General features: G+C 45.0%; 18 protein-coding genes. 7 read left to right on the forward strand and 11 right to left on the reverse strand.

Features of this window, described 5'->3' with window-relative positions:
* Window positions 1-6: 6 nt before the first annotated feature.
* The 3 genes from C9I43_RS12645 (at window position 7) to putA (ending at window position 5,505) form a co-directional block, all read left to right on the forward strand.
* Window positions 7-1,296 carry an inorganic phosphate transporter gene (locus C9I43_RS12645; RefSeq protein WP_076497777.1) on the forward strand — a complete coding sequence of 430 codons (1,290 nt, stop codon included), beginning with the start codon at window positions 7-9 and terminating at the stop codon, window positions 1,294-1,296.
* A 217-nt stretch (window positions 1,297-1,513) separates the two neighbouring features.
* Window positions 1,514-2,062, forward strand: coding sequence for a TIGR04211 family SH3 domain-containing protein (locus C9I43_RS12650; protein WP_107883676.1), 549 nt, complete (start codon window positions 1,514-1,516; stop codon window positions 2,060-2,062).
* Window positions 2,063-2,310: 248 nt separating this feature from the next.
* Window positions 2,311-5,505, forward strand: a complete 3,195-nt coding sequence (putA, locus tag C9I43_RS12655) for a bifunctional proline dehydrogenase/L-glutamate gamma-semialdehyde dehydrogenase PutA (RefSeq protein WP_181317887.1) — start codon at window positions 2,311-2,313, stop codon at window positions 5,503-5,505.
* Window positions 5,506-5,736: 231 nt separating this feature from the next.
* Here the strand turns inward: putA and C9I43_RS12660 are convergent, their stop codons facing one another.
* The 3 genes from C9I43_RS12660 to C9I43_RS12670 are packed head-to-tail and all read right to left on the reverse strand — an operon-like array spanning window position 5,737 to window position 9,786.
* Window positions 5,737-6,591, reverse strand: a complete 855-nt coding sequence (locus C9I43_RS12660; protein WP_107883678.1) for a hypothetical protein — start codon at window positions 6,589-6,591, stop codon at window positions 5,737-5,739.
* Window positions 6,591-8,222, reverse strand: coding sequence for a hypothetical protein (locus tag C9I43_RS12665; protein ID WP_107883679.1), 1,632 nt, complete (start codon window positions 8,220-8,222; stop codon window positions 6,591-6,593). The genes C9I43_RS12660 and C9I43_RS12665 overlap by 1 nt, the downstream gene beginning before the upstream one ends.
* A 22-nt stretch (window positions 8,223-8,244) precedes the next feature.
* Window positions 8,245-9,786 carry an OmpA family protein gene (locus C9I43_RS12670; protein WP_181317888.1) on the reverse strand — a complete coding sequence of 514 codons (1,542 nt, stop codon included), beginning with the start codon at window positions 9,784-9,786 and terminating at the stop codon, window positions 8,245-8,247.
* 339 nt (window positions 9,787-10,125) lie between these two features.
* Here C9I43_RS12670 and C9I43_RS12675 point away from each other — a divergent pair, with 339 nt between their 5' ends.
* Both C9I43_RS12675 and C9I43_RS12680 read left to right on the forward strand, forming a co-directional pair.
* A complete protein-coding gene (locus C9I43_RS12675; RefSeq protein ID WP_076497789.1) occupies window positions 10,126-10,857 on the forward strand; it encodes a DUF599 domain-containing protein in 732 nt (243 codons plus the stop codon).
* A gap of 72 nt (window positions 10,858-10,929) precedes the next feature.
* Entirely contained in the window at window positions 10,930-11,106 is a 177-nt protein-coding gene (locus C9I43_RS12680) for a helix-turn-helix domain-containing protein (RefSeq protein ID WP_076497791.1), read from the forward strand.
* Between the two features lie 120 nt (window positions 11,107-11,226).
* Here C9I43_RS12680 and C9I43_RS12685 read toward each other — a convergent pair whose 3' ends face one another.
* From C9I43_RS12685 to cydD, 3 genes are read right to left on the reverse strand one after another with little or no spacing between them, the layout of a single operon-like run.
* On the reverse strand, window positions 11,227-11,820 hold the full coding sequence (locus tag C9I43_RS12685) for a class IV adenylate cyclase (RefSeq protein ID WP_107883681.1): 594 nt from the start codon (window positions 11,818-11,820) through the stop codon (window positions 11,227-11,229).
* Between the two features lie 48 nt (window positions 11,821-11,868).
* Entirely contained in the window at window positions 11,869-13,620 is a 1,752-nt protein-coding gene (cydC, locus tag C9I43_RS12690) for a heme ABC transporter ATP-binding protein/permease CydC (protein WP_107883682.1), read from the reverse strand.
* The gene (gene cydD, locus C9I43_RS12695; protein ID WP_107883683.1) at window positions 13,617-15,560 is read right to left on the reverse strand and encodes a heme ABC transporter permease/ATP-binding protein CydD; all 1,944 of its coding nucleotides are present in this window, start codon (window positions 15,558-15,560) and stop codon (window positions 13,617-13,619) included. The genes cydC and cydD overlap by 4 nt, the downstream gene beginning before the upstream one ends.
* 277 nt (window positions 15,561-15,837) lie before the next feature.
* On the opposite strand from cydD, the gene C9I43_RS12700 reads away from it, so the two are divergent.
* The gene (locus C9I43_RS12700) at window positions 15,838-16,356 is read left to right on the forward strand and encodes a prepilin-type N-terminal cleavage/methylation domain-containing protein (RefSeq protein WP_107883684.1); all 519 of its coding nucleotides are present in this window, start codon (window positions 15,838-15,840) and stop codon (window positions 16,354-16,356) included.
* Window positions 16,357-16,468: 112 nt separating this feature from the next.
* Here C9I43_RS12700 and C9I43_RS12705 read toward each other — a convergent pair whose 3' ends face one another.
* On the reverse strand, window positions 16,469-17,515 hold the full coding sequence (locus C9I43_RS12705) for a DUF3626 domain-containing protein (protein WP_076497801.1): 1,047 nt from the start codon (window positions 17,513-17,515) through the stop codon (window positions 16,469-16,471).
* Window positions 17,516-18,036: 521 nt separating this feature from the next.
* Here C9I43_RS12705 and C9I43_RS12710 point away from each other — a divergent pair.
* Window positions 18,037-19,581: a DEAD/DEAH box helicase gene (locus C9I43_RS12710; RefSeq protein ID WP_107883685.1), complete on the forward strand. Its 1,545-nt coding sequence runs from the start codon at window positions 18,037-18,039 to the stop codon at window positions 19,579-19,581.
* 119 nt (window positions 19,582-19,700) lie between these two features.
* Here C9I43_RS12710 and C9I43_RS12715 read toward each other — a convergent pair whose 3' ends face one another.
* The 4 genes from C9I43_RS12715 to C9I43_RS18920 all read right to left on the reverse strand — a co-directional run bounded on the left by C9I43_RS12715 (window position 19,701) and on the right by C9I43_RS18920 (window position 22,791).
* Window positions 19,701-20,471, reverse strand: coding sequence for an ABC transporter permease (locus C9I43_RS12715; protein ID WP_107883686.1), 771 nt, complete (start codon window positions 20,469-20,471; stop codon window positions 19,701-19,703).
* Window positions 20,468-21,406, reverse strand: a complete 939-nt coding sequence (locus C9I43_RS12720; protein ID WP_107883687.1) for an ABC transporter ATP-binding protein — start codon at window positions 21,404-21,406, stop codon at window positions 20,468-20,470. The genes C9I43_RS12715 and C9I43_RS12720 overlap by 4 nt, the downstream gene beginning before the upstream one ends.
* A 208-nt stretch (window positions 21,407-21,614) precedes the next feature.
* Window positions 21,615-22,145, reverse strand: coding sequence for a hypoxanthine phosphoribosyltransferase (gene hpt, locus C9I43_RS12725; protein WP_076497809.1), 531 nt, complete (start codon window positions 22,143-22,145; stop codon window positions 21,615-21,617).
* A gap of 7 nt (window positions 22,146-22,152) precedes the next feature.
* Window positions 22,153-22,791, reverse strand: a complete 639-nt coding sequence (locus C9I43_RS18920; RefSeq protein ID WP_373455353.1) for a flavin prenyltransferase UbiX — start codon at window positions 22,789-22,791, stop codon at window positions 22,153-22,155.
* Window positions 22,792-22,853: the final 62 nt, after the last annotated feature.

The raw sequence follows: 22,853 nt of genomic DNA on the forward strand, positions 1-22,853 counted from the left end.
ATCAATATGGTTGATGCAGGTATTGAGGTGGCTAACGTCTTGGTCACTAATGGCCCGTGGCTTATTGCCGTTGCGGCTGCATTTGGTTTTCTGATGGCATGGGGTATTGGTGCTAATGACGTAGCCAATGCAATGGGAACCTCTGTAGGTTCAAACGCAATTACGATCAAGCAAGCGATTATTATCGCAATGATTTTTGAGTTTTCGGGCGCTTTTTTAGCCGGTGGCGAAGTCACCAGTACAATTCGTAATGGAATTATTGATTCAAATTATTTTACTGATACACCTGAATTACTGGTTTACGGCATGATAGGTTCGCTATTAGCCGCTGGTATTTGGTTAGTCGTCGCTTCAGCTCTCGGTTGGCCAGTATCAACCACTCACTCTATTGTCGGCGCTATCATTGGTTTTGCGGCCGTGGGTGTAGGCAGTGAGTCGGTTGAATGGACTAAAGTCGGTGGTATCGTTGGTTCTTGGGTCATTACCCCAGCAATCTCAGGCTTTATGGCCTTTATCATATTTCAAAGCGTACAGAAGCTTATCTTCAACACTGATGATCCTCTGAGTAATGCTAAGCGCTATGTCCCGTTTTATATGGCATTTGCTGGCTTTATCATGTCGCTGGTGACCATTTTAAAAGGTTTATCCCATGTGGGTATCCATATTACAGGGGCTCAAGCCTATTTACTTGCAGCGGCCATTGGCCTAGTTGTTGGTATTTTCGGTAAGATTGCTATTTCTCGCTTGCAGATGAGTGAGAAAAACGATCGCCAAACCCAGTTCAAAAACGTCGAAAAAGTGTTTGCGATTTTGATGGTATTAACCGCTTGCTGTATGGCATTCGCCCATGGTTCAAACGATGTAGCCAACGCCATTGGCCCATTAGCGGCAGTTGTAGCTGTGGTCAATAGCGGTGGTGAGATAGCAGCTAAATCAGCACTCGCATGGTGGATTTTGCCTTTAGGTGCGGTTGGTATTGTATTGGGTCTGGCGATTTTTGGTCAGCGCGTAATGCAAACAATTGGTAAAAATATCACTCACTTAACCCCGAGCCGTGGTTTTGCAGCTGAATTAGCAGCAGCTTCTACCGTTGTTATTGCCTCTGGTACCGGATTACCTATCTCCACCACACAAACCTTAGTCGGTGCGGTATTAGGTGTAGGTATGGCTCGTGGTATTGCAGCCATTAACATGGGTGTTGTCCGTAATATTGTTGTCTCTTGGGTAGTAACCCTACCGGCTGGTGCGGGTTTATCGATCATCTTCTTCTTTATGATTAAAGGCGTCTTTAATTAATCCGCCTTGTTGGAGCGCTGATTACCATCAGGTCGTTCCGTAAGAAGATTGTCAAAAAGAGTGCTTTAAATTGGAATTGACATAGCATGGATGCCGTAAAATTGAGGGAAGTCTATGACTTCCCTCTTGCATTACAGGCTTCAAATCCATAGCATGTGCAGACTATTTCGTTGATGAGAATACAAAAGTGTTTAGACTCCTGACTCTGGTAGGAATGATGTTATTGTCTTCCAACCTGCTGGCCGAAGGCCAATCCCGCTATATATCGGATAATGTGTTTCTTTATCTTCTAGGCGGCCCGGGTACTGAGTTTCGAATTGTAGGCTCAATCGAAGCAGGCCAACCTGTGACACTGCTCAATGAAACTCAAGGCGATTATTCCAAAATAATCGATCATAAAAATCGTGAAGGTTGGGTGCAAACGAACTTAATTAGTTCGACTCAAAGTTTTCGCGAACAAGTGCCAGCCTTAACTGCTGAGTTAGCCCAAACTAAAGCTAAGTTAACTGAAGTGCTCGGTTCAACGAATAACCATGCTGATGAAGTTGCGGAGCTAAAGACTAAGTTAAGCGAGTTAGAAAGCAACTTAGCCACCACGACTCAAGAACGTGACAAACTCAAAAATGCCTTGGATAGCTCCGCGCAAGATGAGCGGTTTGAATTATGGCGCCAAGGCGGATTAATTGCTGGTATGGGGTTACTCGTAGGGATTATTTTAGTTTACTTACCTAGGCCACAGCGTCGCAGTAAGAAACGCTGGATGTAATCTTATCAGCCTTTTTCTACCCACTAAAAGCCAGTGTTTTTAAACACTGGCTTTTTTGTCAACTCAGCATTACATCTCGCTATTAACAAACCCATCAAACAACCTCACAATTACTCACACTATGGTGTTGCCCGTCACATTTTGGTTGTATAATCGGCGCGCGCAAACCTTCATATTGTATACAAAATACTAAATGCGTTTAGCGCCTCCCCATTTGTTTCAACAATAACGCCCTAAATACGGCCAAGATGGAAGCGATTACTATGTTCAAAGCGAGTGAAGTGCTGGCAGGCCGCTACGATTCTGCCAATCTCGACGAACTGTTCAAAGCTGTCAGCGATAACTATATTGTCGACGAAGAACAATACTTGTCAGAGCTAATCAAACTTGTTCCCTCCAGTGATGAAGCCATAGAGCGCGTCACTCGTCGTGCCCATGAATTGGTCAGTAAGGTTCGTCAATTCGATAAAAAAGGCTTAATGGTCGGTATAGACGCCTTCCTGCAACAGTACAGCTTAGAGACACAAGAAGGAATTATCCTGATGTGTTTAGCCGAAGCGCTACTGCGTATTCCCGATGCGGCCACTGCAGATGCACTGATTGAAGATAAACTTTCAGGGGCTAAGTGGGACGAGCACATGAGCAAAAGTGACTCAGTGCTGGTCAACGCATCGACTTGGGGGCTAATGCTCACAGGTAAAATCGTTAAGCTTGATAAAAATCTTGATGGTTCCCCGAGCAACCTGCTGAGCCGTTTAGTCAATCGCCTTGGCGAACCCGTGATCCGCCAAGCCATGATGGCCGCAATGAAGATCATGGGTAAACAGTTCGTGCTGGGGCGCAATATGAAGGAAGCCCTTAAAAACAGTGAAGACAAACGTAAACTCGGCTATACCCATTCCTACGATATGCTCGGTGAAGCGGCATTAACCCGTAAAGATGCCGATAAATATTTTACCGATTACGCCAATGCCATCACTGAGCTGGGGGCGCAAAACTATAACGAAAACGAATCACCGCGACCAACCATCTCAATCAAACTCTCGGCATTACACCCACGCTATGAGGTCGCTAATGAAGATCGCGTCTTAACTGAACTGTACGATACTGTAATCCGCCTGATTAAATTAGCGCGCGGCCTAAATATCGGTATTTCTATCGATGCAGAAGAAGTCGATCGCCTCGAGTTATCACTAAAGCTGTTCCAAAAGCTATTTAATTCAGAAGCAGCAAAAGGCTGGGGATTATTAGGTATCGTAGTGCAAGCGTACTCTAAGCGTGCCCTACCTGTGCTAGTTTGGTTAACCCGCCTTGCAAAAGAGCAAGGGGACGAAATCCCCTTACGTCTGGTAAAAGGCGCCTATTGGGATAGCGAGCTTAAATGGGCTCAGCAAGCGGGTGAAGCCGCTTACCCACTTTATACACGTAAAGCCGGTACTGACGTTTCTTACCTTGCTTGCGCTCGTTATCTATTATCAGAGGCAACTCGTGGCGCTATTTACCCGCAATTTGCCAGCCATAACGCGCAAACCGTGGCAGCAATTGCAGATATGGCGGGCGACCGTAACCATGAGTTCCAACGCTTGCATGGTATGGGACAAGAATTATATGACACTATTTTGGCAGAAGCAGGCGCTAAAGCAGTGCGTATTTATGCCCCCATTGGTGCCCATAAAGATTTACTACCCTACTTAGTGCGTCGTCTGCTAGAAAACGGTGCTAACACCTCGTTCGTCCACAAATTGGTCGATCCAAAAACCCCAATCGAGTCATTAGTGGTACATCCGCTAACAACGCTTATGGGTTACAAAACCCTAGCTAACAAAAAAATCGTTTTACCTACCGATATTTTCGGTAGTGATCGCAAAAACTCCAAGGGACTCAATATGAACATCATTTCCGAATCTGAGCCATTTTTCGCCGCATTAGAACAGTTTAAAGATACCCAATGGCAAGCGGGTCCACTGGTTAACGGCAAAACCTTAATCGGCGAGCACAAGACCGTTGTTAGCCCATACGACACCACTCAAACCGTGGGACAAATAGCCTTTGCCGACGATGCTGCCATAGAGCTAGCGCTAGCGTCTGCTGACGCAGCATTTGCCTCATGGACGCGTACGCCTGTAGAAATACGTGCTTGTGCGCTGCAAAAATTAGCGGATTTATTAGAAGAAAACCGTGAAGAGTTAATTGTTCTTTGTACCCGTGAAGCAGGCAAAAGCATTCAAGACGGTATTGATGAAGTGCGTGAAGCCGTTGATTTTTGTCGTTACTACGCCATACAAGCCAAGAAGATGATGGCTAAGCCTGAACTGCTTCCAGGCCCAACGGGTGAGCTGAACGAACTGTTTCTGCAAGGCCGCGGTGTATTCGTGTGTATCAGCCCATGGAACTTCCCACTAGCAATCTTCCTTGGCCAAGTTTCTGCGGCATTAGCGGCGGGTAACACTGTTATCGCCAAACCTGCAGAGCAAACCTCAATTATTGGTTACCGTGCAGTGCAGCTGGCTCACCAAGCGGGTATTCCTGTTGAGGTGCTGCAATTCTTACCCGGCACTGGCGCCACTGTGGGGAGCGCAATTACAGCGGACGAGCGTATTGGCGGTGTGTGCTTTACCGGTTCAACTGGCACAGCAAAACTGATTAACCGCACATTAGCCAACCGTGAAGGCGCAATTATTCCTTTAATTGCTGAAACTGGCGGTCAAAATGCCATGGTGGTGGACTCAACCTCGCAACCTGAGCAAGTGGTTAACGATGTGGTGTCATCGTCATTCACTAGCGCCGGTCAACGCTGCTCGGCGCTGCGCGTACTCTTCTTGCAAACAGACATAGCCGATCGCGTGATTGAAGTATTGCAAGGCGCGATGGATGAATTAGTCATTGGTAACCCAAGTTCAGTGAAAACTGACGTGGGTCCTGTGATTGACGCCACTGCAAAAGCTAACTTAGATGCGCATATCGACCATATCAAGCAAGTCGGTAAGCTTATCAAGCAAATGCCGCTGCCTGCGGGGACTGAAAATGGTCACTTCGTTTCGCCTACAGCGGTTGAAATCGATTCGATTAAAGTGCTTGAGAAAGAACACTTTGGCCCAATCCTACACATTATCCGCTACAAGGCTGCAGAGCTAAGCCAAGTGATCAATGAAATCAACAGCACAGGCTTTGGTTTAACCTTAGGTATCCACAGCCGTAACGAAGGCCATGCCCTTGAAGTTGCCGATAAAGTGAACGTAGGTAACGTGTACATTAACCGCAACCAAATCGGCGCTGTGGTTGGCGTACAGCCTTTTGGCGGCCAAGGTTTGTCTGGTACAGGTCCTAAGGCCGGTGGTCCGCATTACTTAACCCGTTTTGTGACTGAAAAGACTCGCACCAACAACATCACCGCCATCGGTGGTAACGCGACGTTACTGTCACTGGGTGATGGCGACGAATAAACTCACAGCATCTTTGTGTTAAATAGTCGCGATATTTCTTGGTATCGTTCTGAAATATCGTGACTATCAAAACTAATCGCTAAGCCATTAAAAAAGCCAGACTATCGTCTGGCTTTTTTACTTTAAATCAATCGCATAACCCAACACTACGTTTAAGACTTCGATAACCACTACAGATCTGCTATTTTGCTGTGCTTAACTAAGTGTAAGTGCTATTGAACCAAAACTGCATCACATATCTGTCATTAACACCGGTTGACCAAAACCTTTAAGTTCAGCATGGGAGGACTCAAAATATTGCTGCCAAAACTGCTTTAGCGGCAACATGACTTGGCCACCACGAAATCCTTTTGACGTTGCCGGAACCCAGCCTGCGCCTAACACATAAATATCTGCCTGCTTAAAATCACTGAGCATATTAGCCTTAGTAATTTTTTGCATTTCTTGCTCTGGAGCAATAACTTTTAAGGCATTTTTACTGTAAAAGCTGGTGACATCCGAGTTCTCAACCATATCAGAGACCAGTAACAACACTCGTCGCCCTTGGTTATCAGCTGCCACTTGCGGCGCTATCACTTGCGAAAGGTTGCTAAGAATTTCCGTTTTAGGTAAATCCACATCATCAGGTTTAAAAGCATGCTTGATATGGGCATCAATTTTAGTCTTAACAAACTGAGCCTGTTTATTCATGCAGCTATCAAAGGTCATCAGGTTTTTCTTTGAAACATCATCTCTATCAGCAATGTTGGTGTCCAATCGGCCACTAAACAAGACATCGGTATAATAATCTTTCACATAAGCACTAAAGCTGATGATGGTGATTTTGTCGCCCGGCTGAAGAAAAAGGTGCACCTTTTCATGTACTGACTGTTTGATATTAAGATCAGGGGAAAAGGTACCATCGATTGCCACAAATAAGTGCCGTCCTGGTACTGATGTCGCGGTACTGGGATCAATTTTGGCAAACTCGTAGCAACTTTTAATGTCATTTCGCTCAGCAGCGATGAGCGGTAAACTCGCAGAAATAGCGAAAGAGCCCAATAGGCCACCGATAACGAACTTAGCGAGCTTTGTCACGCATGCCATTAACTTAATTCTCCTAGCAACTCTTTGCGTAAACGATCGCGCATCTGTTCTTCCGTTTCAGCCACTTTTGGCGGCGGCGCCATTTCAGCAAGCAATTCTTGGCGAATACGCTGCTCAGCCTGTTCTGGTGTTTCTATTTGAGCAGCTGCTTCAGCTGCTTGCTTTGCGGCTGCATCGGCAATCAACTCAGCTTTAAGTCTGGCTTCCATTTGCTCTGGCGACTCAGTAACAACATCGTCTACTACTTTGGCCACAGCGGCTTTCTCTGCCGCGGCTGGGGTATTTTTCATCGCCTGATGACTGGCTAACGTTTGATGCTCGCGTAACCGTACCGATTGATCATAACGATTTTCAGCATTACCTAAATCTTCCATATACATCAAAAATGAACGATCGCCGCACGCTTCTAATACTTGCAACACTTTAGGATCTTGGCAGTTAATCTCAGCCTTTTGATTCATTCTTTGTTGTAAGTTGGTTAAGCGTTTTTGCGCCACACGTGCAACTTGCTGCTTTAAGCGTGAATAATGCGTCTTAAACTCACGCTCACTCTTAAAGTTACCGATTTCTTTACGGGCATCTTTAGAGTGCTTACCTGCAAATCCGGTTTTAAAACCAATCAAAATACCGAAAATTTGTAACAGTACAAACAGGAATGCGAGGAAGATGAAGGTTCCCCAACCGCCTTTCTGTTCGCGCTCCCAAATATCACCACCGGCTTTATCGTCGGCACTTTTCGCTTCTGCCACTAAAAATGCGGGCGGCGCTTCTGCGTAGGGATCCTGTGTTTGATACATTTCACCGGAGGTTTTGATCATGACTTCGTCAATGTGCATTTTTTCAAGCACTTGGCCACGAACATATGTAGCCAACACTGCAATAACAATAATCGCAATCGCAGTTATTGTAGTGATGAAATAACGGGGCTTAACTTCAGCATTTGTAGAAATCCGATTAATGACTTGTTTGTATTGCGGCTCATCATCATCGTCAAAGGTTTTATCTAAATTAATGCGGGTATTAGGCGCGAGTTCTGGGGTGGCTTTGTCACGATTTTTAGCATTTTTCCACCATACTTTCGCTTTTTTAATCAGCGAGTTTGCATGTAATTCATGCCCAGTAAAGTGAGTTAAGCCAACCAGTAAAACTGAAATAATAAAAGCAATACCCACTGCGCCTTGCTGTTGCAGCTTTTCTGATGCGCCAGGGATAGTAAAACCAGACAGCACATAACTAAATCCCATCGCCTCAACAAATACTAAAGCGGCGATCAGAATCCAACCTAAAATGTGTAAGTTATTACGACCATTTTCAGTCACTTTACCTAAGTAATCTTGGCTTTTACTGAACAATTCTTCGTCTTTATTTACTTTTTCGTAATGAGCAGCAAAGTCGGTACACAGCGCGACTTCAGTGTTCAGCCAATCTTTATCGTAAATCTTAACTTGAGTTTCATAATCTTTCGCTAAGCGACTTTCCTTACCGATCAATGGGAAGGCGTACCACATATTGAGCCACCAAAAGCTCACTTTATCCCACCAAATGGTCATCACGACCACTAAGACCATCAAAGACAGTAACAGCGACACTAATGCGCGATACTCGTTAAACAGCGTTGACACCAAATCCATTTCTAACTCCTAAGCGCATTTCTTATAACAATTTTGGTTCAAAATCGGCTTCATAAACCGCTTTGTTTTTTTCGTAATACAGCTTGCCAGCAATCGCAGCAGCTGAACGATCAATAGGCATCACTAAATCCATGCAACGCACTGGCGAGTCTTTCTCACTTGTAAACACACGATATAACAAACCTTTATCGCCATAATACGTTTCTACATGGCTAGTCAGTTGATAATTAGGCGCATCTTTGCTTGAGCCTTTATAATTTTTCCAAATATTCACTTTAGGTGCAGATATCGCGGTGCCGCTGTCTTTAATAACAGCCACTGGCGTTAAGCCAATATAATGGCCGTTAACCTTACTCACCCAAACCGTCCCGTTCATGCCCGGTAAGTAATCTGCGGTGTTGTAATCATTACGATTGTAACTCTCACCCGTAGATAAACTTTTGACATCACCCGTTACCCGAGGCCCTTCTACGGCGCAGTTTAAACTTGATATCTCTGATGCATAAGCCTTACTAAATAGTGCAAAACCACTCTCTTTCTTAACTCCGACCAATTGGGCAAAGTTAGTCGAGGCGTCTGCCATTTTTTTGCCACCAAAATCGACGAGGGCTTTTTGTTGCTTGACGGGATCAAGTAATTTCACGATTTCTGACTGCGTCATGTCAATTGATGCAGACTCAGCAGTTGATGGGCTTGGGGTGGTTTGAGCCACCGCTTTTGTCGGTTGAACCGTGGCAACTTTATCCTGCGAACGGCGGGATAAATAGCTTAAATTCGTTTTTTGTTTATAGGAATAAGCCAGTAATTGATCAGGTTTACCATCAATTTCAATAATCTCAACGCGGCGGTTTTTAGCCTTGCCCACGTCATCACTATTGGCGGCAACGGGTTGTGATTCGCCCGCACCTTGGAAGAATAATCGTTCTGTAGGAATACCCGCTTGATTAAAAATTGTCGCTACATAGCGTGCTCTTGCTTCGCTAAGCTCTTGATTTAACGCTTCTCCACCACTGGCATCTGTGTGCCCAGTAATCAAAATATTTTGTTTAGAATCTTTATAAATCGCAGCGAGTTTTTGAAACTTTTTCTTAGCTTCTGCCGTGGCTTCTGCAGATCCTGAAGCAAACATCACCTCATTGCTAGACACAGTTGCAGCCATGCCCACAACTTGATAATCTGCATATTTTTGTTGATCGTCCTTAGACATAGTTTGTTCAGGAGAACTGATCAACAAACTACTTTGTTGCTCATCACTGGCCTTTGAAGCACTGATTGAAGTGAATTGAATATCGAGATTTTCAGTTTTGGCCAATTGTTCTAACGCTTCGCGTTTCTTCTGAAAATCATAACCGACGGTACAACCTATCGCTGCGCCAGCCGCACCGCCATAAACCATACCTTTTTTGCCGCCCAAATAATTACCAATGAGCACACCTAAACCGGTACCAATAGCACAACCAATAACGGTTTCTTTATTATCTTCGACGGACTGAGTGATGGCACAACTACTGAGCGATAATACACCAGCAACGGCTAGTGATATGGATTTGAAATTAGACTTCATCGTCATCCCTAACTTTTTTTAAAATTCAAACGGAATTCTATAGATAAAATAAGTTAAGGATTAGAGTAAATCAGCCTTGGAAAGTCAATCTAAAGTTGACATTTATGTAACCAAAACATTAATTAAAGCTTAAATTTTTAAGTGATTTCCTACCTAAAATGGCTTCAACGACTAACGCCTATGTGTTTTCGAAACGGTTTATTGTGAACTCATATCCACTATCGAAAAAAACTTTCCAAGGTCATCGTTTCTCTGTTGCACCGACTCTTTCAAACACCCCATAATTAACACCCGACGCTATTCTTGTTTTATCCTAATGTTAATTTTATTAAGGTTGCTATGACATTTTCGCTATTAGATATTTCTGCATTGGTGTGGTTTATCGTTTCTTGGGCTGGCTATACCGCCTTTGCCCGTCTTAAGGCGAAAGATACCGACTGTATTGCCCGTGGCCTACATAAGCATAGAATTTATTGGATGCTTGAGGTGATGACCCGCGGAGTACGGGTAGGTGATGCAGCATTACTGGCTAACCTTGAACGAAACATTGCTTTTTTTGCCTCAACCACTTTATTTGTGCTCGCAGGTGTACTGACCTTATTTGCTCAAGTTGAACGCTTAGAGAGCGTAATATCGACCATTCCGTTTGCTGCGCCTCCAAATCATTCACTGGTGCAAGTAAAGCTTGCCCTATTAGTTGGCATCTTTGTGATGGCCTTCTTTCAGTTTACCTGGTCAATGCGTCAATATGGATTTGTGAATGTGATGATAGGTGCAGGGCCATTAGACAGCGATGGCTCAAACGATAATCTCAAAGCTTACGCAAGACAAATGGCAACAGTGCAAGATCAAGCAGCGCACTCTTACAACTATGGACTGCGAGCCTATTATTTTTCGATGGCGGTATTGTGCTGGTTTGTACACCCGATACTGTTTATCTCCGCGAGTTTATTCGTAGTTGCAACCTTATATCGCCGCGAATTCAAATCCCGCGCGGTCACGGCAATTACTGCGGCAAAAGGTCACTTACTGATAGAAAGTCAAATAAAAGGAAACACACACGCTGATTAACGCGTGTCTCAGCTGTGAATTATTGTCCTATACTGTTGGTATCATAACGCAATGGAATGATAGGAAAGTCACATGAATGAGAACTTACTGACCTTAGATGAAGTGTGCAAAATGCTCGATAAAACGCCAGCAACAATAAAACGCTTTGCACGAGAAAACTTACTATCGAGCGTGCAAGAAGGTAACGAATTAAAATTCAATGAAGCTGAAGTAAAGCGTTACCTTTCATTTTCGCAACGCTTAGGTTAATCGTTAATATCTGGCCGTATAGCCTGCTAATATGTTGTGCGAATACATAAGTATTACGAGCTTATCTACAATATTAGTGCCTAGTTAACAAGCCCCAATCATCTTGGGGCAACATCATTTTTAAAGCCCGTTGGTCTTCAAAGCTTGAGAGAGTTGTCGATAGGATAACAACTCCCGCTGCGCTTCACATAAACCTAATTCGGTAGCAAGTTGCACTAATTGCGCTTCAAATTCAGGCATCAGGGCTTCATCATCGGTCATAATCGCCAGCTCAGCAAAATCCCCTAGCCCATCGAGATGGTCCAGTGTTAGATGAAATTTACCGAGAAAATAAATACTACGGCGCTTTTTGATTTCAAGTACACACTCGTAACCTAAGGTATGCAGCATGCTCTTAGCTTTAGTCGCATCGGTGATATTGACTGCTTCACAGCGGTCTTTCTCAGGGCCTTTGACTATCCACAACATAATGCCCGATGGCTGCATCTCACGGATACACAAACTCTTATGCTCGCTTATCAGTGAGTGTGACGCTAAATCAAAGTAACAGTCATGCTCTAGATTATCTTCGAGCATCACCTCGGGGTTCCTTGTTTGCAAAACTGCAAAAAAGGCATCGCGGTCTAGTAAACGATATTTAAGCTCAACCTCAAATTTGCCACTAAAGTGGGCATTAATTTGAGGGGCAAAGGCGACTGGCATTGCAGGGTTCATCGACATAATTCCAGTGTTAATATAGCGTGAGATATTTTGTATAAAAACTTATGCAAGCCTTTGATATAAGGCTTGGTACTCTTTACTGTTTGCCATCAAACTTTGATGATTGCCAGAGGCATTAATTTTGCCCTCTTGCAGCAAGTGAATTTGATCCATCTTCGCCATTGCCGTCAAACGGTGGCTGATCATCAATAAGGTTTTATCTTTAGCAAACTCAAATAGTAAACTTAAAATTTCTCGCTCAGTGCGCTTATCTAAGCCTTCGGTGGGCTCATCGAGCAAGAGCAATGGCGCATCACGCAACAAGGCTCGCGCGACACCAATACGGCGCTGCTCGCCGCCTGAAAGCTGCCGCCCGCCTTCACCAATCCATAGCTCCAGCGGTTTATCACCGGTAAGTAAGGCGCTAAGCCCGACTCTTTGCAGCACTTCAATCAAACGCGCATCATGGGCGGTGCGTTTTTCACCTTCAATAACCGGTAAGGCCAATACTAAGTTTTCACGCAAGGTGCCTGCAAACAGATAAATCCGTTGGCTCACCACAGTAATCGCCTCACGCAGACCGCGCTCGCTATAGTCTGAAAGTGCATAACCATCGAGCTTGATAAGTCCTTGCTGCGCCTGCCATTCACGGGTAATGAGCGCCAACAAGCTCGACTTACCGCAACCAGTTGGCCCAAGTAGCGCAACTTTTTCTCCGGCTTTGATTTCAAGGGACAACCCTTGCAGCACACTTTGCCCTTCACGATAGCCAAAATGGATATCTTCAATCAACAGCGCCCCCGATTTGGCTCTTAAGCCTGTATCGGTCATAAATTGAATATCGGCCTCTTGTTCAATAATTTCATTAATCCGCGTCGCCGCGAGCACGCAGCCAGACAAATGCTGAAACGCGCCCGCAATCGGCATCATCATTTCAACGCAGGCCATTGTGGCAAACACCATAAGCGCAAACATAGGCCCTGGCGGCACTGCATCGCCTACTCCTTGAGCGGCTAAATACAGCATCATAATCAAGGCTGAACCCGTTGAGATAATCAACATTGCTTGGCTAAGCGCGGTAATATTGGCCATCGTACTTTGGCTTTTGAACAAACTAGCCTCTGCCTCATTCAGTCTTTGCCTAAATCTGTCGTTAGCACCAAATAAGCTCAGCTCGGCTTGGCCTTGCAACACATCTAATAATTGCACCCGATACTGGCGTTTTGTTTCGAGCATCGTGCGGCTTGGCGTGTGTCCTAGTCGATAAAATAGTAATGGCATCACTAACCAAACCGCCACTAAGAACAGGCAAAGACTCAGGGCAAGCTTGGCATCAAACCAAGCGAGGAACAGATACAACAGCCCCGTCATCAATAATGATGCCGCCATTGGCGTGAGCAGACGAAGATAGAGATGATCAAGGGTATCAATATCGGCAACTAAGCGATTGAGCATGTCGCCACGGCGTAACCCTTGTAGGTTTTTAGCACTGAGCGGTAACAACTTACGCCACGCCCAAACGCGCAGCTCGGTCAGTAGTTTAAAGGTTGCTTCGTGGGTGGCTAAACGCTCACCGTAACGACTGGCGGTGCGCGCTATTGAGAAAAATCGTACCCCGCCCGCGGGCGTAAAAAAGTTAAATGTTTGTGCTGTGACTATCGCTAAACCCGCTACCGCAGTAGCAGAAAGAAACCAGCCCGAAAGTGACAGCAAACCTATACCTGTGATGAGGGTAATAATGGTCAACAATAAGCCTACGGACATCATGAGCCATTGGCGCGAAAACAATCGAATAAAGGGGATCAGCACTTTCATTGGCGGTCTCCTTGAGTGATATCTGCGGCAATATCGAGCGTGGAATCAACTAAGCTAGTGTTTGATAACGGTGCAAGTTCAATATCCGCCACAGATTCAACATTCTCCCGCAATAGCGTTTGAAATAACCCTGGCGTGTTAGACAAAGTGGTAAAGTTGCCGCGCTGCACTATCGAGCCTTTATCAAGCACGAGAATGCTGTCCATTTCATCGAGCTTATCTAATCTGTGAGTCACCATAATGCACATCTTGCCAGCCATCGCAGTGTTTAAGGCTGCGCTTACCGCTTGCTCACTCTGGCTATCTAAACTCGCAGTAGGCTCATCAAGTACAAATAAACTTGCCTGCTGTCCAAGCGCCCTTGCTAGCGCAATACGCTGGGCTTGGCCAACGGACAACCCTGAAGATTGCTCCCCAATCGGCGAGTCCAAACCCAATGGCTGCGCTGTAATAAACTCGGCTATATTGGCCGCAGTTAACAACTGCCAAATCTTATCTTCTGGCATCGCTTGATTGGCTAAGGCAACATTATCGCGCACTGTGCCGTGAAATAACTGCGGCTCTTGTCCAAGCCAAGCTAAGTGTTGCCGCCAGTGGGGTAAGTCGATTGCAGATAACTCATGGCCATTAATCAATAAATGACCTTTGTAGGGTAAAAACCCCAGTAACGTATTAAGCAAGTTGGTTTTACCCGCGCCACTTGGGCCAACCAAAGCTAAATGTTCACCATTTTGGACATCAAAACTCAATGGGCCTAATAAACGCGTGCCATCTACACTGAATACTTCAAGATTATCAGCGCGGAGCGTCTGGATGCTATCAATACGGATTGTTCCCGCAAACTCGGGCTCAGGATATTCAAGCAAGGTAATCAAGGCCTCTGCTGCGCCAATGGCCTGTGCTTTAGCGTGATAATGAGTGCCCATATCCCGCAGTGGTTGATAAAACTCAGGGGCTAAGATGAGAATAAACAACCCAGTAAACAAACTAAAAGGAATTCCACCCAGTTCAGGATCGGCACTCGCGCTGATATTGGCATGAGCGCCATAGTAGCCAAAATCTAAGTTACCTAAATAACTAAAACCAAAATACACCGCTAACACCGCAATCGACACCGCCGCAAAAAACTCTAATACCGCCGAGCTTAAAAATGCGAGCCGCAGTACCGACATAGTACGGCTGCGAAACTCTTCCGAAGCCGTGGCTATGACGTTAAGTTCAGCATCGCCACGGTGGAATAGTTTTAGGGTGCTTAAGCCCTTTAATCTATCCATAAAATGACCACTCAACCTGGCCAGTGCATTGAAGTTGTTACGGTTAGCATCAGCAGCGCCCATGCCGACTAAAATCATAAACAGAGGAATCAATGGCGCGGTGAGCAATAAAATTAATCCTGCTGCCCAGTTGAGGGGAAATACAGCGGCCAAAATCAACATTGGGATAAAACCAGCCAGACTCACTTGCGGAAGATATCTGGCATAAAAGTCTTGTAAATCTTCAACTTGCTCTAACACTATGCTGGCCCAACTACCGGCGGGCTTACCTTTAATAAACGCAGGCCCAAGCTTAATCAGCTTGTCCATTACTGCTGAGCGGATATGACCTCGTAGGCGTTTACCCGCCTCAAAACTAGCGCGTTCACGCCCATAGGCAAGTAATGCGCGCAACAACATTAACGCAATTAAACCAATAAAATGTGGCATAAAAGCGGCGATATTAACCGTTAAAGACTGAGTACCGCTATCGGCTATAGCTTCGCTATTTATGAACTTTCCGCCAAGAATGACGCCATCAAGAATCGTCGCAATCAGGTACGCCTGCGCCACCATAGCGATAGCGCTTAGCATGCCCAGCCATAATGACAACTTAAGGAACAAGCCACAGGCTCTTTTTTGTATTTTTAGCCAAACAAGAAGGGATTTTTCTAACGACTTATCCATGGTGCTCCAACAAGAAAAAAATTAAGCGATGAATAGCAGAAATGTATACCGATAACGACTGAGTTAAAGTACTTGTAACCGCGAAAACGTTTCGATAGGGACGCAGTATCGCAGGCATCTACAGCAGATGAAACCCTCCCACAGACTTTTGCTAGCAGACTCACAGAAACGCGCTAAAGATAAAAAAATACCTGAGTTAACGGAACTTTCCCTAGCACTAGCCTGATAGCCAAAATTTCGATAGCATTAAGCTCTTTATATTAAGTGCCTGCTACCTATGCCAAATAAAAATGCCGGTTTCACCCTAATTGAACTCATTGTGGTCATTATTATTCTAGGAATATTAGCCATAGTTGCAGCTCCTAAATTCATCAATTTACAATCAGATGCCTATAAAAGTCAGTTATCTGGAGCATTTGCATCGATGAAATCCGCCGTCACTTTATTCAAAGCGAAATCTGAAATTGCTAACAGCGGCACCACCAATCGAGTCGTTTACGACGATATTCGTGGTGAAAACTACCAACCTTGGGCAGCTAGCACCAGCGGTATAACCCCAAGCGATGCTTACACTACTGCGCCAGAAATTTTTAAGGCTGCAGGGCTCAATGTTAATGAATGGTCCTACCGCATTCACACTACTAGCGGCACCTATGAAGTTATTGCCGCGCCAAAGCAAAAACTAGACCTTGCCACGCCAAATCAAGCTCAAGTCGAAGCAACCAATTGCTACATCAGTTACAAATGGGAAACGACTGGTGTTCCCACCTATAACAAAGTTGATACCGGTTGCTAAGATGACCTTAAAACCCGTAAAAATAAAAAAACAGCGAGTTAACTTTAAGTTGGCTCGCTGTTTTTGTTAGAGCTAAATCTTACCATGAAAGGATTTTTAAATGGCTTAGCCCTTACTGCACCGCGCCGTATTTCACTAGCACATGCCAGAGCAACTTAAGTTCGTGGGCGACTTGAGCGCGATTACCGCGTTCGCGCCAATGCTGCGGTGAATGGTATAAATCCCGCGTAGCCACGCCAATAGCATGGGCATCAACCTTATCGTCTATTGCGATACGACTCGCCAGCGATGGCATAGTCGGACCACGAAAATCGCTCGGAATTTGCGCAGTGTGCAAACTAAAACCGTTGTGGTATTGCAGCTCGATATCGTATTTATCGCACACATTACTTAAGGTTGAACCAATATCCGTTCCCTTAAAGCTGGGATCAGCGACCAACATGGCAATATCCTCACTAAGCAATACATCGCCGTGGATCTGCGCTTCAATATAATGATCAAGATTATTTGATAAAGGTCGCTCAAAACGTGATAACAAAGAAGCATTGAGTTGATGCGCCATATACTGGACTACATTCAATGGCTTAAAATCTGATTTACCTAAAGCGTAATGACGCTCAAAACTCTCGGTTAACAGCGCCGCTAAAATGTCATCAAAACAGGATAACGTGCCCTTTTCTTTGGGGTTACGGTACGAATCAAGATAACTAAAAGTTGCGCGTGCCAGCACATCTGTTTTTGTCAGTAAATAGCAACTGCCAAAACGGGGCGCTGGGCCATCCTGCCACATGCCCAAATCAAGTGCACCATACTTAGGCCGTGATTTAGTGCCTTTATAAGCATGACCAAAAAGCTGATTTTCCCAATGATCTCGCGGGCCACCTAACTCAGGTGACAACTGACCATTAGAAATATGCGTTTCAAACTGACTGCGGTATTGGCCATCACGCAGTAAACCTTCAGCGACTGTCATGCCACGGCTATCAATTTTATCCGGATGGAAATGCAGCGCGATTCGGCCGCAATGGAGTAACTGCTTGAGCGCGAGTTGCATCTCATGCATAGGGATATTTGACATCTGTTGCACATTTTTAATCACAGCAACGGCCTGTTCGCTGCGTCCACGAGCAAGGCGTTCAATATGCTGTATGGCTGTCATAATTCACCTATTAAAGAGGTAGTTAACCGTTTAGGAAGATGGTTTACCTTAAAATAAACATCCTCGCTATCGCAAGCATACACTGACGGAATCTTAAGTGATATCAGCTATAAAACGGTGTTAAGTGCGATAGATTAATAGCATTCATTTTATACCAATCTAATCAGGACGAAGTGATCTAACGTTCACTTATATAACATGTTAAAAAATAGTCCATTATCGCCCCTAAATAGATAAAAAAGGCGGATGTAATACCGCACAAATTACTGGTAATAGTCCGTCTGATTAATCTATGACATATATTTAGCCACTAAGTTGCGCCATCCTACTTATGCTGAAAAGGTTAACCAATCTCTCTTCAATAGTCTGACAAGCTATTTGTGTGCCAATCTGAATGAAAACTGCTGTAAAAGTCCATATTTGATGGCACTTAAGGGCCTAATCCTGTAAGCTGCACGCCCGCCAGCAGACCTGGCAACAGACCATAAATGCAGCAAAGCGTTGCCACAAGAGACCAATCTATGAGTTTTACCTCCCTGGGCTTATCGGCCCCGATACTTAAAGCCGTTGCCGAACAAGGCTACGACACACCTTCGCCAATCCAAGCTCAAGCTATTCCCGCTGTGCTTGAAGGCAAAGATGTGATGGCGGCCGCCCAAACAGGAACAGGTAAAACAGCAGGTTTCACTCTGCCTATGCTCGAACTCCTGAGTAAAGGTATGCGTGCTCAAGCAGGCCAAGTGCGCGCATTAGTGTTAACTCCGACTCGCGAACTGGCGGCTCAGGTTGCTGAAAGTGTCGAAACCTATGGTAAGAACTTACCACTGCGTTCGGCGGTGATATTTGGTGGCGTGCCTATCAATCCACAAATCGCTAAATTGCGCCACGGTGTTGATATTTTAGTCGCAACCCCAGGTCGATTAATGGATCTGTACAATCAAAAAGCGGTGAAATTTAGCCAGCTTGAAATCTTAGTGTTAGATGAAGCCGATCGCATGCTCGACATGGGCTTTATCCGCGACATCCGTAAGATTCTGGCCATTTTACCTAAGCAACGCCAAAACCTGATGTTCTCAGCCACCTTCTCCGATGAAATTCGCGAGCTGGCAAAAGGCTTAGTCAACAATCCGGTCGAAATCTCGGTCACACCACGTAACGCGGCGGCGACCACAGTCAAACAGTGGATTTGCCCTGTTGATAAGAGCCAAAAATCAGCGTTGTTGATCCAACTGATCAAACAACACGATTGGCAACAAGTGTTAGTATTTTCGCGCACTAAACATGGTGCCAACCGTTTGGCGAAAAGCCTTGAAGATGCTGGCATTAAAGCCGCTGCAATTCATGGAAACAAGAGCCAAACCGCGCGTACTAAAGCCTTGGCTGACTTTAAAAATGGCCAAGCCCGCGTATTGGTTGCGACCGATATCGCTGCCCGTGGTTTGGACATTGATCAATTACCACAAGTAGTTAACTTTGACTTACCAAACGTGCCAGAAGATTATGTGCATCGCATCGGCCGTACTGGCCGCGCAGGTGCATCGGGTCAAGCGGTATCACTGGTCAGTAACGAAGAAATTAAACTACTGAACGATATTGAGCGTTTGATCAATCGCGTGTTAGATCGTGAAATGGTTGAAGGCTTCCACCATGTATTACCTGAATCACGTTTAGGTAGTGGTGGAAAAAGTAACAATAAAGCAGTAGCGACTCGTCGAAATAGCCGCAGCTCAACGCCATCAACCTCACGCGAGGGCGCCCAAAGAAGTGTTGAGCATAAAGATGGTCAACGCAGTGGTGACGTAGCGCGCGGTCATAAACCAAACGATAAAAACCCACGACACAGCAATGATGCTACGAGTGCGCCACGCGCCGATGCTCAAGCACGCCCACAGCGTGCAAACGATGGTCGTGCAAATAATTCAGGCGCTAGTCGCCCGAGTGAAGGCCGTTCTAGCTCAGGTGAGAATCGTAGCCAAGCAGGTGACAATCCTTACGCTAATGGCCCGAAGAAAAATACTCGTCGTCCAAATAATGGCGCAAGTCGCCCGAGAAACTCGCAGGACTAATTTACAGAGCAAATTAGCTTAGTTTGCAGTCCTCTTTGTACTTGAGTGAATACTCTTAATAAAAAACGCCCAACTCCACACGGAGTTGGGCGTTTTTTTATAGGTTTAAGACACCAACACTAAACCTTAAGCCCTATCCCACGTGAAACCAGATAATAAGCTAACGTCCACAGTGCAATACAAAAACCAACCATGATGCCGATTGAGAGCGGCACGCTAATATCTGCAAAGCCTAAAAAACCATAGCGAAACACGTTGATCATATAAACTACAGGGTTAAGTGCCGATACGCCTTGCCAGAATGATGGCAAGAGAGATAGCGAATAAAATACACCGCCAAGATAGGTTAATGGCGTAAGTATAAAAGTTGGGATGATACTGATATCGTCAAAACTTTTGGCATAAATCGCATTAATTAAGCCACCTAATGAAAACAATACTGAGGTTAGGAACACAGTCATAACCACAAGCCCTACGTGATGTAAGCTAATGTCGACAAAGAACATTGCCACTAATGTCACGATTAAACCGACACATAATCCGCGGGCTACGCCGCCGCCCACATAACCTGCAATCAGTACATAATGTGGCACTGGCGCAACCAGTAATTCTTCTAAATTACGCTGAAACTTAGCACTATAGAAAGAACTGGCGACGTTAGAGTAAGAGTTAGTGATCACCGACATCATGATCAAACCTGGTGCGATAAACTCCATATACGTTACACCGCCCATCTCACCAATGCGGCTACCGACTAAATTACCAAAAATCAAAAAGTACAAGGTCATGGTAATTGCTGGCGGCACTAATGTTTGCAGCCAAATACGGGTAAATCGATTAATCTCTTTAGCAAGAATACTTTTAAAAGCAATAAAGTAGAGCTGGTTCATACAGAGGCCTCCTGAGTTTTCTTCACCAACTCAACGAAGAGTTCTTCTAATCGGTTAGCTTTATTACGCATCGATAACACTTCCACATTGGCCGCGCTTAATTGGCTAAACACATCATTAAGATTATGCTCTTTCGCCACATCCACCTCTAAGGTGTGTGGGTCGGTTAACCGACAAGCCATGCCATCAAGGATGGGGGCTGTTTGAATATCGCGGCGAAGATCAAGGATAAAGGTCTCCATATTCAGCTTACTCAGCAGCGCCTTCATACTCGTGCATTCCACTAAAATACCGTTATCGATAATGCCAATATTACGACACAGCATTTCCGCTTCTTCGAGGTAATGGGTGGTCAGGATGATCGTCACGCCCTGTTGATTAATTTGTTTAAGAAACTCCCACATAGAACGGCGTAGTTCAATATCTACACCTGCGGTAGGCTCATCTAAAATCAATAGCTTAGGTTCGTGCATTAACGCACGGGCGATCATTAACCGTCGCTTCATGCCGCCGGATAATTCTCGCGATGGACTGTGACGCTTTTCCCACAAATCAAGTTGGCTTAAGTATTTTTTGGCACGCTCAAGGGCAACAGATTTAGGCACGCCATAGTAACCCGCTTGATTCACAACAATCTGCAACACGGTTTCAAACTGATTGAAGTTAAATTCCTGAGGCACCAAACCAATGCACAGCTTTGCATGTTCTAATTGTTTATCAATATCATAATCAAAGATTTTGACCGTACCGGCACTCTTCTGCACTAGGGAACTAATAATCCCAATCGTAGTTGATTTACCCGCGCCATTGGGGCCAAGTAAAGCAAAAAAATCCCCTTTGTTCACAGTTAGACTAATACCCTTAACCGCTTCGACGCCGCCTTTATAGGTTTTTTTAAGCCCTTCGAGTACCAGAGCATGGGTAATATCTACCATATTTGTACCGTTCCTTACATATTAAGAAAGTCATAAGATGGTGCTAAAAAACACAATTGCAATGATGGGTTGTAGAACTAAGGTGAATAAATTCGCTAATTGATTGAAAAACTAGCCTTTAATGGTTCACTTATTTATTCTAACTTTTGTATAAGCGCAAAAAGTAAAACTCCCGCCTGCTGCGGGAGTTTTAAACAATATCGGACACTTAATCGAGTGGCACGACTTTGGCGATATAAGGTAGATTGCGATACTGCTCCGCATAATCAATACCATAGCCGACAATAAACTCATCAGGGATCGTAAAGCCAATAAAATCAACCTTCACATCGACTTCACGGCGTTCAGGTTTATCCAGTAAAGTACACAGTGCCAAACTCTTTGGCTCACGCAGTAACAGCATTTCGCGCACTTTACTTAAGGTGTTACCTGAATCAATCAAATCTTCCACAATCAGCACATCGCGACCCGCGATATCGGATTGTATATCTTTCAGCACTTTCACATCCCGTGAGCTGGTCATGGTATTGCCATAGCTAGAAACTGACATAAAATCGATTTCAACATGGCCTTTAATGCGGCGACATAAATCAGCCATAAAGACCACTGAGCCTTTTAGTAGGCCAACCATCAGCAAACGCTCACTGTTGGCATAATGAGCATTAATCAGCTCGGCTAGTTCATCTAATTTCTGGCTTATCTCTTCTGCAGAGATCATCACTTCGGTGGTGTGTTTCATATAAGTCTCAATTGTCGAGGTCGCGGTTAGACTGTTTGTCATAACCCCAGCGACTCGTTAATGCATGGTCAACGCCCAAATGATCGAGAATTCGAGCGACCATGAAGTCTACCAGATCTTCAACCGATTGGGGATTGTGATAAAAGCCAGGAGCGGCAGGCATAATCGTCACGCCGAGGCGAGAAAGACTTAACATATGCTCTAAGTGTATGGCACTAAACGGTGTTTCCCTTGGCACTAGGATTAATTGGCCGCGCTCTTTAAGTACCACATCGGCGGCGCGTTCAAGTAAATTATTACTCATTCCGGTGGCCACAGCGGCTAACGTGCCCGTCGAGCAAGGACAAATCACCATTTGCTTAGGTGCGGCGCTACCTGACGCCGGTGGTGAAAACCATTCATCTTTGCCTAATACCACTAACTCGCCAGTGATACTTACGCCTTTTTCATGCAATAAAGCTAATAGTTGTGCATGGGCTTTATCGCTATTGGCGCTAAGTTGTAAGCCATGCTCAGTAGCCAGTACCACCCGAGCAGCACTAGAAATCATTAAAAAAACTTGATAACCCGACACTAACAAACACAACAAGCTCGACTTACCGCAACCAGTTGGCCCAAGTAGCGCAACTTTTTCTCCGGCTTTGATTTCAAGGGACAACCCTTGCAGCACACTTTGCCCTTCACGATAGCCAAAATGGATATCTTCAA

The sequence above is a fragment of the Shewanella morhuae genome, from assembly GCF_003028295.1.
In the GTDB taxonomy this organism is placed as follows: Bacteria; Pseudomonadota; Gammaproteobacteria; order Enterobacterales; family Shewanellaceae; genus Shewanella; species Shewanella morhuae.

What these genes read in the sequence shown, in the direction of transcription:
- C9I43_RS12645 (WP_076497777.1), top strand. Translation starts at nt 7, where the DNA reads ATGGTTGATGCAGGTATTGAGGTGGCTAACGTCTTGGTCACTAATGGC.
- C9I43_RS12650 (WP_107883676.1), top strand. Translation starts at nt 1,514, where the DNA reads ATGTTATTGTCTTCCAACCTGCTGGCCGAAGGCCAATCCCGCTATATA.
- putA (WP_181317887.1), top strand. Translation starts at nt 2,311, where the DNA reads ATGGAAGCGATTACTATGTTCAAAGCGAGTGAAGTGCTGGCAGGCCGC.
- C9I43_RS12660 (WP_107883678.1), bottom strand. Translation starts at nt 6,591, where the DNA reads ATGGCATGCGTGACAAAGCTCGCTAAGTTCGTTATCGGTGGCCTATTG.
- C9I43_RS12665 (WP_107883679.1), bottom strand. Translation starts at nt 8,222, where the DNA reads ATGGATTTGGTGTCAACGCTGTTTAACGAGTATCGCGCATTAGTGTCG.
- C9I43_RS12670 (WP_181317888.1), bottom strand. Translation starts at nt 9,786, where the DNA reads ATGAAGTCTAATTTCAAATCCATATCACTAGCCGTTGCTGGTGTATTA.
- C9I43_RS12675 (WP_076497789.1), top strand. Translation starts at nt 10,126, where the DNA reads ATGACATTTTCGCTATTAGATATTTCTGCATTGGTGTGGTTTATCGTT.
- C9I43_RS12680 (WP_076497791.1), top strand. Translation starts at nt 10,930, where the DNA reads ATGAATGAGAACTTACTGACCTTAGATGAAGTGTGCAAAATGCTCGAT.
- C9I43_RS12685 (WP_107883681.1), bottom strand. Translation starts at nt 11,820, where the DNA reads ATGAACCCTGCAATGCCAGTCGCCTTTGCCCCTCAAATTAATGCCCAC.
- cydC (WP_107883682.1), bottom strand. Translation starts at nt 13,620, where the DNA reads ATGAAAGTGCTGATCCCCTTTATTCGATTGTTTTCGCGCCAATGGCTC.
- cydD (WP_107883683.1), bottom strand. Translation starts at nt 15,560, where the DNA reads ATGGATAAGTCGTTAGAAAAATCCCTTCTTGTTTGGCTAAAAATACAA.
- C9I43_RS12700 (WP_107883684.1), top strand. Translation starts at nt 15,838, where the DNA reads ATGCCAAATAAAAATGCCGGTTTCACCCTAATTGAACTCATTGTGGTC.
- C9I43_RS12705 (WP_076497801.1), bottom strand. Translation starts at nt 17,515, where the DNA reads ATGACAGCCATACAGCATATTGAACGCCTTGCTCGTGGACGCAGCGAA.
- C9I43_RS12710 (WP_107883685.1), top strand. Translation starts at nt 18,037, where the DNA reads ATGAGTTTTACCTCCCTGGGCTTATCGGCCCCGATACTTAAAGCCGTT.
- C9I43_RS12715 (WP_107883686.1), bottom strand. Translation starts at nt 20,471, where the DNA reads ATGAACCAGCTCTACTTTATTGCTTTTAAAAGTATTCTTGCTAAAGAG.
- C9I43_RS12720 (WP_107883687.1), bottom strand. Translation starts at nt 21,406, where the DNA reads ATGGTAGATATTACCCATGCTCTGGTACTCGAAGGGCTTAAAAAAACC.
- hpt (WP_076497809.1), bottom strand. Translation starts at nt 22,145, where the DNA reads ATGAAACACACCACCGAAGTGATGATCTCTGCAGAAGAGATAAGCCAG.